The sequence below is a fragment of the Gilliamella sp. Choc4-2 genome (genome assembly GCF_001690355.1).
Taxonomy (GTDB): domain Bacteria; phylum Pseudomonadota; class Gammaproteobacteria; order Enterobacterales; family Orbaceae; genus Gilliamella; species Gilliamella apicola_A.
Genome location: NZ_LZHG01000014.1, coordinates 64940 through 81878 on the forward strand (window position 1 = coordinate 64940; position 16939 = coordinate 81878).

The 16939-nt window shown below is 35.1% G+C and carries 15 protein-coding genes; 10 read left to right on the forward strand and 5 right to left on the reverse strand.

Translation table 11 applies throughout. The features are described 5' to 3' along the window. The first annotated feature begins 1 nt into the window (after position 1). The 4 genes from A9G34_RS02460 to A9G34_RS02475 are packed head-to-tail and all read left to right on the forward strand — an operon-like array spanning position 2 to position 3616. Positions 2-1183: a beta-ketoacyl-[acyl-carrier-protein] synthase family protein gene (locus A9G34_RS02460; protein WP_065568802.1), complete on the forward strand. Its 1182-nt coding sequence runs from the start codon at positions 2-4 to the stop codon at positions 1181-1183. Continuing rightward, on the forward strand, positions 1183-1662 hold the full coding sequence (locus A9G34_RS02465) for an ApeP family dehydratase (RefSeq protein WP_065568768.1): 480 nt from the start codon (positions 1183-1185) through the stop codon (positions 1660-1662). Before A9G34_RS02460 ends, A9G34_RS02465 begins: the two co-directional genes overlap by 1 nt. Beyond that, the gene (locus tag A9G34_RS02470; protein WP_034943512.1) at positions 1662-2393 is read left to right on the forward strand and encodes a 3-ketoacyl-ACP reductase FabG2; all 732 of its coding nucleotides are present in this window, start codon (positions 1662-1664) and stop codon (positions 2391-2393) included. Before A9G34_RS02465 ends, A9G34_RS02470 begins: the two co-directional genes overlap by 1 nt. Then, on the forward strand, positions 2390-3616 hold the full coding sequence (locus tag A9G34_RS02475) for a beta-ketoacyl-ACP synthase (RefSeq protein ID WP_065568769.1): 1227 nt from the start codon (positions 2390-2392) through the stop codon (positions 3614-3616). The genes A9G34_RS02470 and A9G34_RS02475 overlap by 4 nt, the downstream gene beginning before the upstream one ends. A gap of 103 nt (positions 3617-3719) precedes the next feature. Here A9G34_RS02475 and sohB read toward each other — a convergent pair whose 3' ends face one another. Next, on the reverse strand, positions 3720-4829 hold the full coding sequence (gene sohB, locus A9G34_RS02480) for a protease SohB (protein WP_065568770.1): 1110 nt from the start codon (positions 4827-4829) through the stop codon (positions 3720-3722). 166 nt (positions 4830-4995) lie between these two features. Between sohB and A9G34_RS02485 the strand changes: the two genes are divergently transcribed. Together A9G34_RS02485 and A9G34_RS02490 are read left to right on the forward strand one after the other, a co-directional pair. Beyond that, positions 4996-6696, forward strand: coding sequence for a formate--tetrahydrofolate ligase (locus tag A9G34_RS02485; RefSeq protein ID WP_065568771.1), 1701 nt, complete (start codon positions 4996-4998; stop codon positions 6694-6696). Beyond that, positions 6696-7112, forward strand: a complete 417-nt coding sequence (locus A9G34_RS02490; RefSeq protein WP_051634234.1) for an RnfABCDGE type electron transport complex subunit B — start codon at positions 6696-6698, stop codon at positions 7110-7112. Before A9G34_RS02485 ends, A9G34_RS02490 begins: the two co-directional genes overlap by 1 nt. Before the next feature lie 34 nt (positions 7113-7146). Here A9G34_RS02490 and typA read toward each other — a convergent pair whose 3' ends face one another. After that, the gene (gene typA, locus A9G34_RS02495) at positions 7147-8973 is read right to left on the reverse strand and encodes a ribosome-dependent GTPase TypA (RefSeq protein WP_034943518.1); all 1827 of its coding nucleotides are present in this window, start codon (positions 8971-8973) and stop codon (positions 7147-7149) included. 154 nt (positions 8974-9127) lie between these two features. Further along, positions 9128-9673: a menaquinone-dependent protoporphyrinogen IX dehydrogenase gene (gene hemG, locus A9G34_RS02500; protein WP_065568772.1), complete on the reverse strand. Its 546-nt coding sequence runs from the start codon at positions 9671-9673 to the stop codon at positions 9128-9130. 132 nt (positions 9674-9805) lie between these two features. On the opposite strand from hemG, the gene glmU reads away from it, so the two are divergent. From glmU to rlmKL, 4 genes are all read left to right on the forward strand, one after another. Further along, positions 9806-11182: a bifunctional UDP-N-acetylglucosamine diphosphorylase/glucosamine-1-phosphate N-acetyltransferase GlmU gene (gene glmU / locus A9G34_RS02505; RefSeq protein ID WP_141670315.1), complete on the forward strand. Its 1377-nt coding sequence runs from the start codon at positions 9806-9808 to the stop codon at positions 11180-11182. A gap of 1023 nt (positions 11183-12205) precedes the next feature. After that, on the forward strand, positions 12206-12256 hold the full coding sequence (locus A9G34_RS11060; RefSeq protein WP_442902642.1) for a hypothetical protein: 51 nt from the start codon (positions 12206-12208) through the stop codon (positions 12254-12256). Further along, positions 12234-12470 (forward strand): hypothetical protein, encoded by a 237-nt coding sequence (locus tag A9G34_RS10545; RefSeq protein ID WP_065573960.1) that lies wholly within the window; start codon positions 12234-12236, stop codon positions 12468-12470. Before A9G34_RS11060 ends, A9G34_RS10545 begins: the two co-directional genes overlap by 23 nt. A gap of 714 nt (positions 12471-13184) precedes the next feature. Then, positions 13185-15311 carry a bifunctional 23S rRNA (guanine(2069)-N(7))-methyltransferase RlmK/23S rRNA (guanine(2445)-N(2))-methyltransferase RlmL gene (rlmKL, locus tag A9G34_RS02515; protein WP_065568804.1) on the forward strand — a complete coding sequence of 709 codons (2127 nt, stop codon included), beginning with the start codon at positions 13185-13187 and terminating at the stop codon, positions 15309-15311. 168 nt (positions 15312-15479) lie between these two features. On the opposite strand, the gene A9G34_RS02520 is transcribed toward rlmKL, so the two are convergent. Further along, on the reverse strand, positions 15480-16163 hold the full coding sequence (locus tag A9G34_RS02520; protein ID WP_034943524.1) for a hypothetical protein: 684 nt from the start codon (positions 16161-16163) through the stop codon (positions 15480-15482). Between the two features lie 226 nt (positions 16164-16389). After that, positions 16390-16818 carry a universal stress protein gene (locus A9G34_RS02525; protein ID WP_065568774.1) on the reverse strand — a complete coding sequence of 143 codons (429 nt, stop codon included), beginning with the start codon at positions 16816-16818 and terminating at the stop codon, positions 16390-16392. Between the last annotated feature and the right edge of the window lie 121 nt (positions 16819-16939).

Sequence of the window (16939 nt, forward strand, 5' to 3'; positions counted from 1 at the left end):
AATGGTTTATATTACTGCCGTTGGTGCAATTAATTCTTTAGGTAATAATTTAACTGAAATTAAGCAGGGTTTAACTAAAAACTATTGTGCTCAACATTGCTTAATTGAACAAGAGGGTTGGCTACTAGATGGTCAGAAAACTTGGTTAGGAAAAGTTAATGCTAATTTACCTAGCATCCCTGAACACTTGCAAAAATACGTAACACGCAACAACCAATTACTTTATGCTGCTTACTTACAAATTCAATCAGAAATTGAATCAGCTATTAAACAGTATGGTCATAAACGAATTGCTATTATTATGGGTACAAGTACTTCAGGGATTCATGAAGGGGATATAAATGTAAAACATTATTTGCAAACACAAAACAGTGCTTCTTCTTTCACCTATAATCAACAAGAATTAGGAGATCCTTCATGTTTCTTAACGGCATTACTTGAATTAAAAGGCCCAAGCTACACAATATCAACTGCTTGTACCTCAAGTGCAAGGGCGATCATTAGTGGAAAAAGATTGATTGAAGCAGGGTTAGTTGATGCAGCAATTGTTGGTGGCGCCGATAGTTTAGCAAGAATGCCAATTAATGGCTTTAATGCGCTTGAATCACTTTCTACCACTCCATGTATGCCTTTTGCAGAAAGCCGTAATGGCATAAACATTGGAGAATCTAGTGCTATATTTTTACTGACTAATAAAAAAACAAGTGATTATGCAATATTAGGAACGGGGGAATCGTCTGATGCTTATCATATATCCTCCCCTCACCCTGAAGGGTTAGGGGCAGAAAAAGCCATGCGAGCAGCATTAGATAATGCAAATCTATCCTTAAATGATATTGGTTACATTAATTTACATGGCACAGCAACCATATTAAATGATCTTGCTGAAAGTAAAGCGGTATATAGGTTATTTAGCCCAAACTTGGCTCCCTGTAGTTCAACAAAGCACTTAACGGGGCATACTTTAGGTAGTGCAGCGGCAACAGAATTGGCTATTAGTTACCTATTATTAGATCAAGATATTTATTTACCACAGCAAGATTTTTCAAAATCAGCATTTGATAAAAATCTTGATGAAATCAACATAGTTACTGAAAACATGATGTTAAAAACCCCAATTATAATGTCAAATTCATTTGCTTTTGGTGGTAACAACTCATCACTTATTATTGGAAAAATATAATGCGATATTCTCCAGCAAATTATTATTTACCACATGAAAGTCCTATGGTAATGATAGAAAAGGTTCATCTAATCACAGATGAACAATGTATTTGTAGTGTACAAGTAAGCAAAACCAGCGTTTTAGCACCATTTTTAAATAGCGATTACTCGTTATCTAATTTTTACGCCATTGAATTAATGGCTCAAACAATTGGCGTATGGAATGGATACTATGGCTTAATGAAGAATAGTAAACCAGTTTTAGGAATGCTATTAGGTGGACGATCAATAAAAACAACATTACAAAACTTCCCTCATAATCGTCGCTTAATGATACATACTAATTTAGTGCTTAACGATGCTAGATTAGCCAATTTTGACTGTAATATAATGATTGATGAACAATGTGTAGCGACAAGTAAACTTAATGTTTACGAACCAACTTTATCAGAACTTGATCAATTATTTGGTAAAACACGATTAGGAGAAGAAGAATAATGAAACGAACAGTCCTTGTAACTGGTGCAAGTAAAGGAATTGGTAAAGCTATTGCTTGTAAACTTTCGCAAGATGGGTTTGATATTGTTGTCCATTACCATAGTGATAAACAAGGTGCACTAGAAACACAACATATCATTGAACAGGCAGGTGGAACAGCTCGATTAATACAATTTGATGTGAGCAATCGTTTACAGTGCAAACAAAATATCGACGCCGATATAGAACAATATGGTGCTTACTATGGTGTTATCAACAATGCTGGTATTATTCGAGATGGCGCTTTTCCTTCTTTAACTGAAGATGATTGGACTAAAGTTATCCATACTGATCTCAACAGTTTTTACAATGTACTACATCCTTGTGTAATGCCAATGATAGGGCTACGTAGTGGCGGAAGAATCATTATCGTCTCATCAGTGTCAGGTATAGCGGGTAACCGTGGCCAAGTTAATTATAGCGCAGCAAAAGCGGGAGTAATCGGTGCAAGTAAAGCATTGGCACTTGAACTAGCTAAGCGAAAAATAACCGTGAATTGTATTGCTCCAGGTTTAATTGATACCGGCATTTTAGATATGGAGCCTATTGCATTACAAGAAGCAATGAAAATGATCCCATTAAAACGCATGGGACAAGTGGATGAAGTAGCAGGTCTGGCTAGTTATTTAATGTCTGATTTGTCAGGATATATAACCAAACAAGTAATTTCAATCAATGGAGGAATGATATGACTAAAAGAGTTGTCATAACTGGAATGGGGGGAGTTACCTCCTTGGGTAATGATTGGAATAGTATTGAGTCAAGCTTAAAAAAATTAGAAAATGCTGTAAGGTATATGCCAGAATGGGAAGTTTATGAAGGTTTGCACACTAAGTTAGGTGCACCTATTGACAACTTTGAAATACCTGAGCACTACACACGAAAAAAAATACGCTCAATGGGACGTGTTTCTCTACTATCAACAAAAGCCACAGAAATTGCCCTTGAAAAGGCCGGATTATTAGATGACCCAATCATAACTAATGGCGATACAGGAATTGCATTTGGCTCATCAACAGGAAGTACTGACCAAGTAGCCGCCTTTGGTGCTATGTTAAATGACAAAAATACCAATAATATTACAGCAACCACTTATATAAAAATGATGCCTCACACGACAGCGGTAAACACAGGATTATTTTTTGGTCTAAAAGGCCGCTTAATTACAACGTCGAGTGCATGTACATCAGGTAGTCAAGCAATTGGTTATGCTTATGAAGCCATCAAATACGGTATACAAACAGCAATGGTAGCTGGTGGTGCAGAAGAGTTATGTCCTTCAGAAGCAGCCGTTTTCGATACTTTATTTGCTACCAGTCAACAGAATGATAATCCTAAAAGCTCTCCTCGTCCATTTGACAAAGATCGCGATGGCTTGGTAATTGGTGAAGGAGCTGGTGCTTTAATTCTTGAAGAATACGAGCATGCAAAAGCACGAGGAGCAAAAATATATGGTGAAATAGTCGGTTTTATGACAAATTGTGATGCAAGCCATATTACTCAACCACGTAAAGAAACAATGAAACTATGTATCGAACAAGCGTTAAAAAAAGCTAATTTATCACCAGCGGATATTGGTTACATCAGTGCTCATGGTACAGCTACCGATCGCGGTGATATAGCTGAAAGTAATGCAACTTCTGAAATATTTGGTAATCAAACACCTATCTCATCGTTAAAAAGTTATTTCGGTCATACTCTTGGTGCATGTGGGGCATTAGAAGCTTGGCTAACACTTGAAATGATGCACTCAGGTTGGTTCAATCCAACAATTAACCTAAATAATATTGATCCAGCATGTGGTGAGCTTGACTATATAATAGGAACCGGTCGAAATTTAGATATTGAGTATTTTCAAACCAACAATTTTGCATTTGGGGGGATAAATACTTCAATTATCATCAAACGACTTTAATCTAATCAACACTATAACGATAAAAGGTAGCTAATTATAACTATCAGTATAATTAGCTCAAAAAATCAATTAAAAAGTTGACATTCATCACAAAAAAGGACTATTACAGCCCGTTTTCTTGTCTAAAAAATAATCTTTCTACACTTTTTATCACGTTCTTCGAAATTCTTTCCGATAGTCTTTGCCTACGTTGATAACAGACTGAGATAATTTTATGTGTTTCTAAGTGAGATAAAATAAAGTCGTCACTAGTGCTAATTTCGTCAACTAAGCCTTTATTTTTAGCTTGTGTTGCAAACCAGTGTTCGCCTGTTGCAACCTGTTCGATATCGACATTTTGGCGATACTCTTTAACAAAGTCTTTAAATAAAAGGTGAGTTTCTTCTAATTCTTGTTTGAATTTTTGACGTCCTTCTTCGGTATTTTCACCAAACATAGTCAATGTACGCTTATAAGCGCCTGCCGTTTGTAATTCAATGTCTACATCATGTTTTTTGAGTAAGCGGTTAAAATTAGGGATCTGCGCAACCACACCAATTGACCCGACAATTGCAAATGGTGCTGCCACAATTTTGTTAGCGGTACAAGCCATCATATATCCCCCACTCGCCGCAACTTTATCAACCACTACAGTGAAAGGTATATCACGCTGTCTAAACCGTAATAATTGCGATGCAGCAAGACCATAACCGTGAACAACACCACCTGGACTTTCAAGCTTAATGACAACTTTATCTTCAGGCTTAATAACAGCTAATACAGCAGTAATTTCTTGGCGTAATTCTTCAACTTCGTGTGCATCCATGCTGCCATTGAAAGATAATACAAATAATTTAGGTTTTACTTGTTGGTTTGTATTACTTTCTACTGGTTTAACTACATTATCTGACGATGTTTGTTCGGCAGATTTTTCTTGTTTTTTATCTTGTTTCTTTTTTTGTTTAGCTGCTAATTTCGCTTGCTTTCTCTCATTTTTTTTCTGTTTTTTAAGATCTTTCATAAACAGTTTAGCTTCTAGCTCGTCCATACTTGACATTAACATATCATCTTTGACTTGCTCATATTCTTGGCTAATATCTTTAACTGATAAACGCCCTGCCGCTGTTATGGACTTACGGCGTTGGCTTAATATAAAAATAAGTACGGCTAGAATAGCTATAACCACTGTTACTGTTTCAGCTAAGAAAAGTGAATACATAGAAAACCAATTCATTTAATTATTACCCTTTAATGAAATATACTTTAATTGAATGTATTTAGTTATTATAACAAGATAATTGAAAGTTGTGCCGAAAATCAATAAAGATATAATTGTCGCTTTATTCGGCAAATCAAATTATTTATACTGATAGCCCAAATTACAGTTATATGAGAAAAATATGTCTTTACGACCAATTACCGAAATAGCTAAACAATGCAACATTCCCGAAGAATTTGTCCTACCTTATGGCAAACATGCTGCAAAAGTCGATTTATCCATTCTTAAAACAAACCAAAACAAACCTGAAGGTAAATTGGTATTAGTTACTGCTATCACGCCAACTCCACTTGGTGAAGGTAAAACAGTTAATACTATCGGGCTAAGTGAGGGATTAAATTATATTGGTAAGTCAGCAATCGCTTGTATCCGTCAACCCAGTTTAGGTCCTGTATTTGGGGTTAAAGGTGGCGCTGCTGGGGGGGGGCAAGCTGAAGTATTACCGATGGAAACATTAAATTTACATTTAACAGGTGATATTCATGCAATTACTGCGGCGCATGATTTGGCATCGACCGCATTAGATTCACGCCTTTATCATGAAGAGCGTTTAGGCGATGAATTTACCGCACAAACTGGTTTGCCTCGTTTAAATATTGATGTTAATCGCATTGTTTGGAAAAGGGCAATTGATCATAATGATCGTGCACTTCGTAAAATTATAGTTGGTGTTGGTGGTGGCTTTAATGGTGTTGAACGCCAAGATGGATTTGAAATTACTGCGGCATCAGAACTTATGGCAATCTTGGCATTAGCTTCAGATTTACACGACATGCGTGCACGTATTGGTCGTATTATTCTTGCTTATAATACGAAAGGCGAAGCCATTACTGCTGAACAACTTGAAGTTGCAGGTGCTATGACGGTATTACTTAAAAATGCCATTAATCCAAACCTAATGCAAACTGTTGAGCATACACCAGTACTAATTCATGCAGGTCCTTTTGCTAATATTGCCCATGGCAATTCATCTGTCATTGCTGATCGTATTGCGTTACAACTTGCCGATTATGTTGTGACCGAAGCAGGATTTGGTTCGGATATGGGCATGGAAAAATTCTTTAATATTAAATACCGCCAATCCGGCATCAAAGCCTCGTGTGTGGTATTGGTTGCAACGGTGCGAAGCCTAAAATCCAATAGCGGTAAGTATAATATTAAACCGGGGCAAGCTATTCCGAAAGAAATTTCAGAACCCAACGTTGAATTACTGGAAATTGGTGCAGCTAATTTAGCATGGCATATTAACAATGCCAAAAGTTATGGCTTACAAGTAATTGTCGCTATTAATCGCTTTCCACACGACAGTGAAGAAGAATTAGCGTTTTTACAAAAATATGCGATTGAACAAGGTGCATTTGCCTGTGAAGTAAGCGAAGTCTTTACTCAAGGCGGTAAAGGCGCTGAAAAATTAGCAAAACATGTTATTAAAGCATGTGATATGCCAAGTGAAATCAAATTGCCTTATCCTGATAATATGCCTCTCGCTGATAAGATTCAAACCATGGTAAAAAAATATGGTGCTAACAAGGCTAATTTATCAGCCACTGCACTGGAAAACATCAAAGAGATCGAAGAATTAAAACTGGATCATTTGCCACTTTGTATTGCTAAAACGCCAATGTCAATTAGTGCTGATGCAAACTTAAAAAATGTTCCTACCGATTTTGATGTCGATATCAGTCATTTAGCGATATCTGCCGGCGCTGGTTTTATTCGTGTTTATGCGGGTAATGTGATGACCATGCCTGGGCTAGGTACTAATCCTGCTTATAGACAAATCGATATTGACAAAGATGGTAATATTGTAGGTTTAAGTTAATGCAAGAAGTAATTATGCAAACCCAAGAACAATATAAAGCATTTATTGACGAAGAAAACTGTATTGGCTGTGGCAAATGTATTCGTGTTTGCCCAACCGATGCTATAGTGGGCAGTAAGCAAGTATTACACACTATTTTGCCACAGTTATGTACTTCGTGTAGTAATTGTATTAATACCTGTCCAACAGACTGTATTACATTAAGCACTTTAGGCACTGTATTAAGTGAATCAGAAGAGTTAGCGCTAACTGAGAAAAAGCAACAGCGATTAAACCACAACCAATTGGTGCCGCCAACAATTTTGTTTCCTCGGACCACACCGATGGCAAACAAAACTAGCACATCGATCGACCGAAAACAGTCTATCGCCGATGCCATTGCTAGAGTAAAAGCCAAAAAAAACCTCGCTAAATAGCGAGGTTTTCATATTACGATAGAACAAATATTAATTAGTCTTTGTTACCACTTCTAAATGCACGTTTTCGGTCATTTTCCGTCAAATGACGTTTACGAAGACGGATAGATAACGGTGTTACTTCAACTAATTCATCATCGTCAATAAACTCTAACGCTTGTTCTAATGACATTTTAATTGGTGGTGAAAGTGTTGTTGCTTCGTCAGTGCCAGATGCACGCATATTAGTCAATTTTTTACCCGTTAAACAGTTAACAGTTAAATCGTTTGAACGAGTATGAATACCAATAATCTGACCCTCATAAACTTCAGCACCATGACCTAGGAATAATTTACCACGGTCTTGCAAGCCATAAAGCGCATAAGCCAATGCTTTACCTGTACCGTTTGAAATCATTACACCATTATTACGCTGACCAATTTCACCTGGACGAACATCATCGTAATGGCTAAAAGTAGAGTAAAGTAAACCAGTACCTGAAGTCATCGTCATAAATTCAGTTCTGAAACCGATAAGTCCACGGCTTGGAATGACGTAATCTAAACGCACACGGCCTTTACCATCTGGTAACATGTTTGTTAGATCACCTTTACGCAAACCTAGTGCTTCCATTACTGAACCTTGATGCTGCTCTTCAATATCAAGCGTAACTTGTTCAAATGGTTCTTGTTTTTTACCATCAATTTCTCTAAAGATAACTTTAGGACGAGAAACCCCTAACTCATAGCCTTCACGGCGCATATTTTCAATTAACACTGACAAGTGTAATTCACCTCGACCAGATACTCTAAAGGCATCGGGGTCAGGTGTTTCTTCAACACGAAGTGCTACATTATGTACAAGTTCTTTTTTCAAACGCTCAAGAATTTGACGCGATGTCACAAATTTACCTTCTTTACCAGCAAATGGTGAGCTATTAACATTAAAGAACATAGTTACTGTTGGTTCATCAACAGTTAGCGCTGGTAAAGCTTCAACGCAACTATTATCACAAATCGTGTCTGAGATACCGAGCTCACCAAGACCTGTTAATGCAATAATATCACCAGCTTCAGCAACTTCTGCTTCATAACGTTGTAGGCCTAAATGACCTAGCACTTGTCCTACTTTACCTGTACGTTTGTTACCTTCACTATCAACAATAGTCACTTGTTGATTTGGTTTAACACGACCACGTTTGATTCGTCCAATACCAATAACACCAACATAATTATTATAATCAAGTTGTGAAATTTGCATTTGGAATGGACCATCTAAATCAACTTTTGGTGGTTCAACATGTTTAACAATCGCTTCAAATAGTGGCGTCATATCTTCAGCCATATTTTCATGTTCTAAGCCCGCAATACCCATTAATGCAGAAGCATAAACGATAGGGAAATCTAACTGTTCATCAGTCGCCCCTAAATTAACGAACAAATCAAACACTTGGTCAACCACCCAATCAGGTCTAGCTCCTGGTCGGTCTACTTTATTGATAACGACAATCGGTTTTAAACCATAAGCAAATGCTTTTTGCGTTACAAAACGGGTTTGAGGCATTGGTCCATCCATTGCATCAACAAGCAATAATACCGAATCAACCATTGACATAACACGCTCAACTTCACCGCCAAAATCAGCATGCCCTGGTGTATCAACGATATTTATTCGATAACCATTCCAATCAATTGCGGTATTTTTAGCTAAAATGGTAATACCACGCTCTTTTTCAAGCGCATTCGAATCCATTATACGTTCATTGTCATCGCCACGTAGGTTATCAAGCGTACCTGACTGTTTTAACAATTTATCAACCAGAGTAGTTTTACCATGGTCAACATGGGCAATAATGGCTATATTTCTTAAATTTTCAATCACAATTAAAATCCCAATTAGGAGATAGATTCTTTAGGCGCAGTATTGTACACCTTTTTAGTTGAAATGTTGATCTATATCACAAAGTTTATTAAAAAGAACTTTATAACTTGAAAAAATCAGAAAAATATTGAATTTTTTTGTTAAAGTTTTTAGATTAATTTGCTATTTGTGTATAAAATTGATACGCAAATTCATCTACCTTTTCCCAATTTGTGTATTCAATAACAGGCTTTGTCACATCGGTATCCCCTTTGCCTAACCACATAATAAAACGGATCATATTACGATCGAACCAGTTATATTGTGGATAATATAAAGCGCCCGCAAATACTGCTGTTAAAGTTGGTTTCCAAGCAATCTTAGCTAAAAATTTTTTAGTATATAAATTAGTTTCAGGAGTATTTTTATTAGGTTTTCTTGCAACCATATTTACTCCCAAAAAACCTGATTTAATTTGATTTAATTCTTGAGAATTATCATTAATAAACTTTTTCATCACATTACTATAAAAACCATAGCGAATAGAACTTCCTAATAAGACGGATTGATATTTTGATAAATCGATTTTTGTATTAGGTAAAAGCTCGATCACATCACAATCACATTGGTCTTCTATTTGTTTCTTTATGCGTTTCATAATTTTAAGCGTTTGCTTCTCATGAGTTGTATAGAGTAATAAAACTTTTATTGCAGTGCTCATCATTTTTCCTTCTTAAAAACACTTGTTCAATTCTAATAATACTTTTTTATCAAAAAAGTAACAAAATAAGGATGATTTTATTAAAATTTTTGATTATAGTGTTAAGTTAATTTAACCAGTTCGGAACCAATTATGGCAATTTCACCACCAAAACTGAGTGCTATTATTTTGGCGGCAGGAAAAGGCACACGAATGTATTCCAACATTCCTAAAGTTTTACATAAAATCGGATCTAAACCGATGTTACAACATGTTATTGATACAGTTCAACAACTTAATACTAATCATATCAATATTGTTTATGGGCATGGCAAAATACAACTTGAAAAAGCGCTTAAAGATCAAAATGTTCAGCTCATTTATCAAGCTGAACAGCTCGGCACTGGCCATGCTGTACAACAAGCCATATCTTACATTCAAGATGACGAAGATATCTTAATTTTATATGGTGATACCCCACTTATATCGGCTCAAACACTACAAACTTTAATTGCTAATAAACCTCAACAAGGTATCGCTTTATTAACCGTTATTCTTAAAGATCCAACTGGTTATGGGCGCATTGAACGCAAAAATGGCAAAGTTGTTGCTATTATTGAACAAAAAGATGCTTCATCAGAGCAACAAAAAATCAACGAAATTAACACCGGTATAATGCTAGTTAATGGAAAATTATTGAAAAATTGGTTATTACTTTTAACCAACAATAATGCACAAAAAGAATTCTACTTAACCGATATTATTGCTTTTGCGCATCAAGATGGTTATGAAATCTTAACCTCACACCCAGTTCAACAATTTGAAGTTGAAGGTGTTAATAATCGCCTGCAATTGGCAATGTTAGAAAGGCAATATCAACAACTGCAAGCTCAGAATTTATTACTAGCTGGTGTAACACTACTTGATCCAAATCGCTTTGACTTACGAGGCACACTATCGCATGGTAAAGATGTTACGATTGATTGTAATGTAATTATTGAAGGAAATGTCAAACTAGGCAATAACGTATTTATTGGTGCAGGCTGTGTCTTAAAAAATTGCTCAATTGATGACAATTCAACAATCAGTCCGTATAGCATTATTGAAGATTCAACTATCGCTAAACAGTGCACTATCGGGCCTTTCGCCCGTCTACGACCTGGTTCACAGCTTGATGAACAAGCCCATGTTGGCAACTTTGTTGAATTAAAAAAAGCACATCTAGGCCAAGCAAGCAAAGCGGGACACTTAAGCTATCTTGGCGATAGCGAAATTGGTAGTAACGTCAACATAGGTGCAGGCACCATCACCTGTAATTATGACGGTGCAAACAAATTTAAAACTATTATTGAAGATGATGTGTTTGTCGGTTCTGATACGCAATTAATTGCACCTGTAAAAGTGGGTAAAGGGGCAACTATTGCAGCAGGAACAACGGTTACCAATAATGTGAATGAGAACGAATTGGTGGTTAGTCGTGTAAAACAAAGACAAATTGCTGATTGGAAACGACCAATAAAATCTAACTAACAAAGTTTAAACTAAGTGTAGTATTTTTGATACTATCACTAGCTATGGTGTAACAAAGGTTCTATCATAATTTTTCTATTCAGTGAACTTCAAGGATTTAACTGAATAGAAAAAATTTAAACACTTAAAAAACGCGACTCAATGAATCGTTGTACTTTATTCTAGCAGTTCTTTAATAATTAGCTGTTTAAAGATAAAAACTTTGTTTCCCTTCTCTTTATTTTGCGCTATTCTCGGAAACCAATTTACTTTCTTATAAGGTAGTGACATTACAATTATTACATTCCAAGCAATCGATCTTTTGAAAAAGCCAACATGTCTGTTAATTACCTTAACTTAATATAAATATTGATACTAAATATAATTCAGATAGCAAAGCAGGCTATAACCATAACATGCAAAAATTATCTATAAACAGCTTATCTTTTAAAAGCATCTTTCATCGAAGCCGCAATCTGATATTTATCTGGAAAATAAATTTGTTATTTTTGAATATAGCACCCTTATAATAATCCATTAAATAATGAACTATTAGAGGCAACAATAACAGAAATGCCATTGAAACCTTGAGCAACAACACTGTTATCTAATACAGCTGATAGCTTGCCTGAAAATAAAATTATTCAAACATTAAGCAATAAATTTGCCAGTGTAATTTTTTCCTTTAAGCCTGAACCTTTTCATGTCTATATAACTATACCTGTATATCCCGAAGAATTATTAAATACAGAATATATTATGGCTACCATTCATCAAACCGTACAAACTATTGTAGTTTGTCATGATAGTTTTCTTAGCCGCATTCGCAAACATTTATAGATTTATTAACAACTGATTAAAAATAAAATACCACATAAAGATTGGCAAAATTGGACCCTATCTATTACGATAAAATGGACCAAGAATACAAAAAATAGAGTTAAAAGAGTATAACAAATATGTTATCTTACTTAATTTGAGCTGTTAGGCTACCGCACTCGCACTGTCACCAAATAAATCTATGTACATAGCAAATTAACCACTATTGATGATCTGTATGTATTAGTTGGCAATGCCAACATTAATGATGTGTAGCCTATTAGGTAGGCAAAATCGAGCACTCGCTGCATTAATTGTTGATAACGATTTGCAAACCATTAATTGCTCTGAATCTGGCTGGCAATGCTTGTTAGGAAATTTGCCTATTAATTACAAACCAAAATTTGGCAATAGCTATATGGTGAAGGTTTATCTCAATCCATTAAAATCCTTGAACTTAGTCAGTAGGTTAATAGCATTCCGCTTCTAAACTAAATATAATACGGATATTTTTGAATCAATTTTTCCATTTACACCAAGGAATTATTTATATTCTGAGGGGGACAAAAGAGACAAAGAAATTTGCATCAATTTAACCAGTTTTGAATTATGAAAAATTAGGACAAGAAACAAAACAACAACGCCGACGCGATTATTTAATGTTTTTCCACATGTGAATTGTTTGAGGTGCCGCAAACTGTACGTAAATATATCCTTTTTACCTTTGTCGCCGGTAATAATGCCAACACGCCACTTAATTTAACTGTCTCTTTTCAGTTGAAAAAGCCCCGATATATTTATCTCGTTTACCGAAAACACATGTTCACTTACCAATCTATTGGGCTATGAAGCCAAAGACGAAATTAATCTATTTTAGAACAATAATTATGATATAGGTAATTAAAATATCAAAGACATTAAATTGTTGGGTTTTCTTATAAAGTATCGCGATATCAAATTGGATGGACGTAAAGGCATCGCTGATTTTTTTGAAATATGTTATTAGGACAAAACAATCGTGTTAAAAACGGCTTTCTTGGTCATGTTTTAATATAAAAAAGATTATCGATAGATATTTTTATCTTAAAAAAATGAAAAAACCAAAAATTTAACCTTAATACCAACAATAAAAAATTGTCTTCATTTCCCACTATTGCAATTAGCCGGTATAATGCCAGCAATTTTATTGTTAAGTGGATTATGCATGAAAACGCTATTTGCCAGTACATCTCACGGGCTTGAAGAGTTATTAAAAAAAGAGTTAGAACAAACTGGGGCAATTAATTGTAAAATTGCGCAAGGTGGTGTCTATTTTGATGCCGATGAAAAAACGCTATATCAATCATTATTGTGGTCACGTTTAGCATCTCGCATCTTGCTACCTATTGCCGAGTTCAACATCTATAGCGATTTGGATCTGTACTCTTGTGTGTTTAATATTAAATGGTCAGATATTTTTGCTGTTGATAACTCTTTCGTGATTAATTTTGTTGGCGTAAACGAGTTTATCCGTAATAGTCAATATGGTGCGCTAAAGATCAAAGATGCTATTGTCGATCACTTTTTACGTCATACCAACATACGCCCCAATGTGGCTAAGCAAGATCCAGATATTCGGCTTCATGCTTATTTAAATAAAAACCGTGTCACACTATCTTTAGATCTAAGTGGTAATAGTTTACATGAGCGTGGTTATCGAGAACAAACAGGTAGAGCCCCACTAAAAGAAAGCCTAGCAGCAGCTATTATTATGCGTTCTGGTTGGAAAACAAATGAGCCATTGCTCGATCCGATGTGTGGTTCAGGTACATTACTAATTGAAGCCGCAATGATTGCATCAAAAATCCCACCCGGTTTACATCGTAAACAGTGGGGATTTTTTGCTTGGAAAGGCTTTAATCCGACATTGTGGAATGAATTGCTTTTCACCGCAAAGCATAACGTATCCAAAACAAACACACCATTTATCGGTTATGATAATAATGCTACAGTACTTGAACGGGCCAAACAAAATGCTCTTCAAGCTGGTGTGGAAGATTTAATTACTTTTTCGATGCAAGATGTGACACAACTGACCAATCCATTGCCAACTGAAACGGTAGGCATGATCATCAGTAATCCACCTTATGGAGAACGCTTAGAAAGCGAACCAGCGCTTATTGCTTTGCATACGGCACTTGGTCGACAGATCAAACAAAATTTTGGTGGATGGCGATTATCATTATTTAGCGGTGCACCACAGTTGTTAGATTGCTTACAAATGAGAGCAGAAAGACAATTCAAAGCAAAAAATGGACCACTCGACTGTATACAAAAAAATTATGTCATTGCCAAGCGTAACACTGAAGAAGCAATCACAAATTCTACAATGCCGGCTACTGATTTTGCTAACCGATTACGGAAAAATAAACAAAAGTTAGAAAAATGGGCTGCTCAAGAACAACTAGAATGCTATCGGCTTTATGATGCAGATTTGCCTGAATACAATGTCGCTATCGATTGTTATAAAGATAAAATAGTGATGCAAGAATACGCAGCACCGAAAAACATTGATCCACAAAAAACTCGCCAACGGCTTTTTGATATTATTAATGCCACCATGTCAGTGCTTGAGCTTACCGCCGATCAGTTAGTATTAAAAACAAGAGAAAAGCAAAAAGGTAAACAGCAGTACCAAAAGCTAGGACAAAAACAGGACTATTTTTTAGTCCATGAATACCCGATTAATCAGCGCAAAACCACATTTTGGGTTAATGTGACCGATTATTTAGATACAGGATTGTTTTTAGATCATCGCTTAGCACGAAAAATGATTGGTGAAATGAGTGCAGGAAAAGACTTTCTAAACCTATTTGCCTATACAGGTAGTGCAACGGTTTATGCTGGACTTGGCGGAGCAAAATCAACCACCACGGTTGATATGTCTCGCACCTATTTAGAATGGGCAGATCGTAATTTAAAACAAAATGGTTTAACAGGTAAAAAACATCGATTAATTCAGGCGGATTGTTTACTCTATTTATCTCAAGCTGATGAGCAATTCGATTTAATTTTTATCGATCCGCCCACATTTTCAAATTCAAAACGCATGAACGATACCTTTGATGTTCAGCGTGATCATCTAAAATTGATGTCCGATTTAAAACGCTTGTTACGCCCTAATGGAACGATTATCTTTTCGAATAATAAGCGTGGTTTTAAAATGGATAGTATCGGTATGCAAAACCTAGGGCTAGTCTATCAAGAAATTACCAATAAAACGCTATCGCTGGATTTTAAACGCAACAAGCAAATACATTGTTGCTTTATTATTAAGCATCAATCATTGTAATTTTTACCAAACGTCTGGGAGCTTAATTAAGCTCAATACTTTGTATTGTTAGGTAATTTTCTTTAAGTAAACATAAAAACTTACCTAATAATACTTAACGAAATAAATATTTTACTCATCAAAACAACAACCCTCATATGAGGGTTTAAAAATGCGTGAATTGATTCGTTATTTAAAATTAAAGTTACTTAGTACTTTGTATTCAATATATTGATTTGTTGCTCTTATAACTTTTAATTCAACGCCTTTGTATCTGATATTTCTTGAATTTGATAAATCATATTCAACATTATTCGAAAATGCAGGGCGAGCATAATCATCATTAAATTCTTTATAAGCGATATTAATTTTGTTTCCTATTTTTCCATTATAAATTAATACCTGTTGGAAGGTATTTTGATTGGTAGCTTTTTTCTTATGGTAAGAAAATATAATATTGCTGTTACAAAGCGATCCACCTTTAGTGGTTATAATACATAAATCGTTATTTCTTTTATCTGTTCTAATACCAGCGGGAATATCAGCAAAAATCGATTTACCCACAGCAGCACCTGAATTCAACTCTTTCAAACCAAAAAACATATAATTTTCGTCTTCACCTACTTTAGGATATTCCCCTGCTTGTATAGTATAATCGACAATTCGGCTAATAACCGTAGTATGAGGAAATTCGATCACATCTCTTGCGGCTACTGTACCTTGCCTTACGATGTCATCGCCAACAAAAGTTTTAGTAATAACATTTAATGCTGGATAACTAAATTGTTTTTTGTCTACAACATAATTGTATTTTACTGAATTACAACCACCTAAAATAAAGCTTAATAGGGTTATAAATAATAATTTTTTCATACAATAATTCCTAATATTAAATCTTGTTAATGATATGGGGTTTTTACATTTTGGGCAATAAAAAAACCTTGAATCAAAATTTTATACAACTTAGATACAGCAAAAATCAGTTAAACCAATAACCAAAGAGGCATTCAGATTTTTAAATTCAGAAATAAAGCTAATTTGATCTTTAAAAATCATTTAAAAACGTTTGTTATTTTATAATATGCGGTTATTTTTGACGCTAACGCACTACTAATACCGATGTTTTAGCTCCACGGACTACACCTGAAGCATTTGATCCTAATAGATGCGTAGCAATATTTGGGCGACGAGATCCCAAAATAATTAAATCGGGTTGCATTTCTTCCGCTAAATTTAGGATTTCGTCCCGTGGGTTACCAAAAGCTATCGAAAAGGATAGATTTTCTTTTGGTAAATCTATCAAATCCATCAAGTTATTTAACCATTGTTCAGTTTCAATGGTTGCTTTATCTTTAAATTCATCAAAACCAAAAGAAAACGCATTCACAATAACTGATGCGACTGGCAATGTATGAAAGAATATTACATGGGCATTAGACAATTTAGCTAAACACTCTACATGTGGTATTACCTTTTTAGTTAATTCATCTTCAAATACATCAATAGGAACTAAAATCTGTTTGTACATAATTATCCCCTTAAGAAACTAAAGCATTTATCGTCTATCTATTTTGTCAACTAGCAATATTGAATTAGTATGATGCTAATTTTAAATTTAATCTTTAATTACTTTTCATGGTTAACTATCT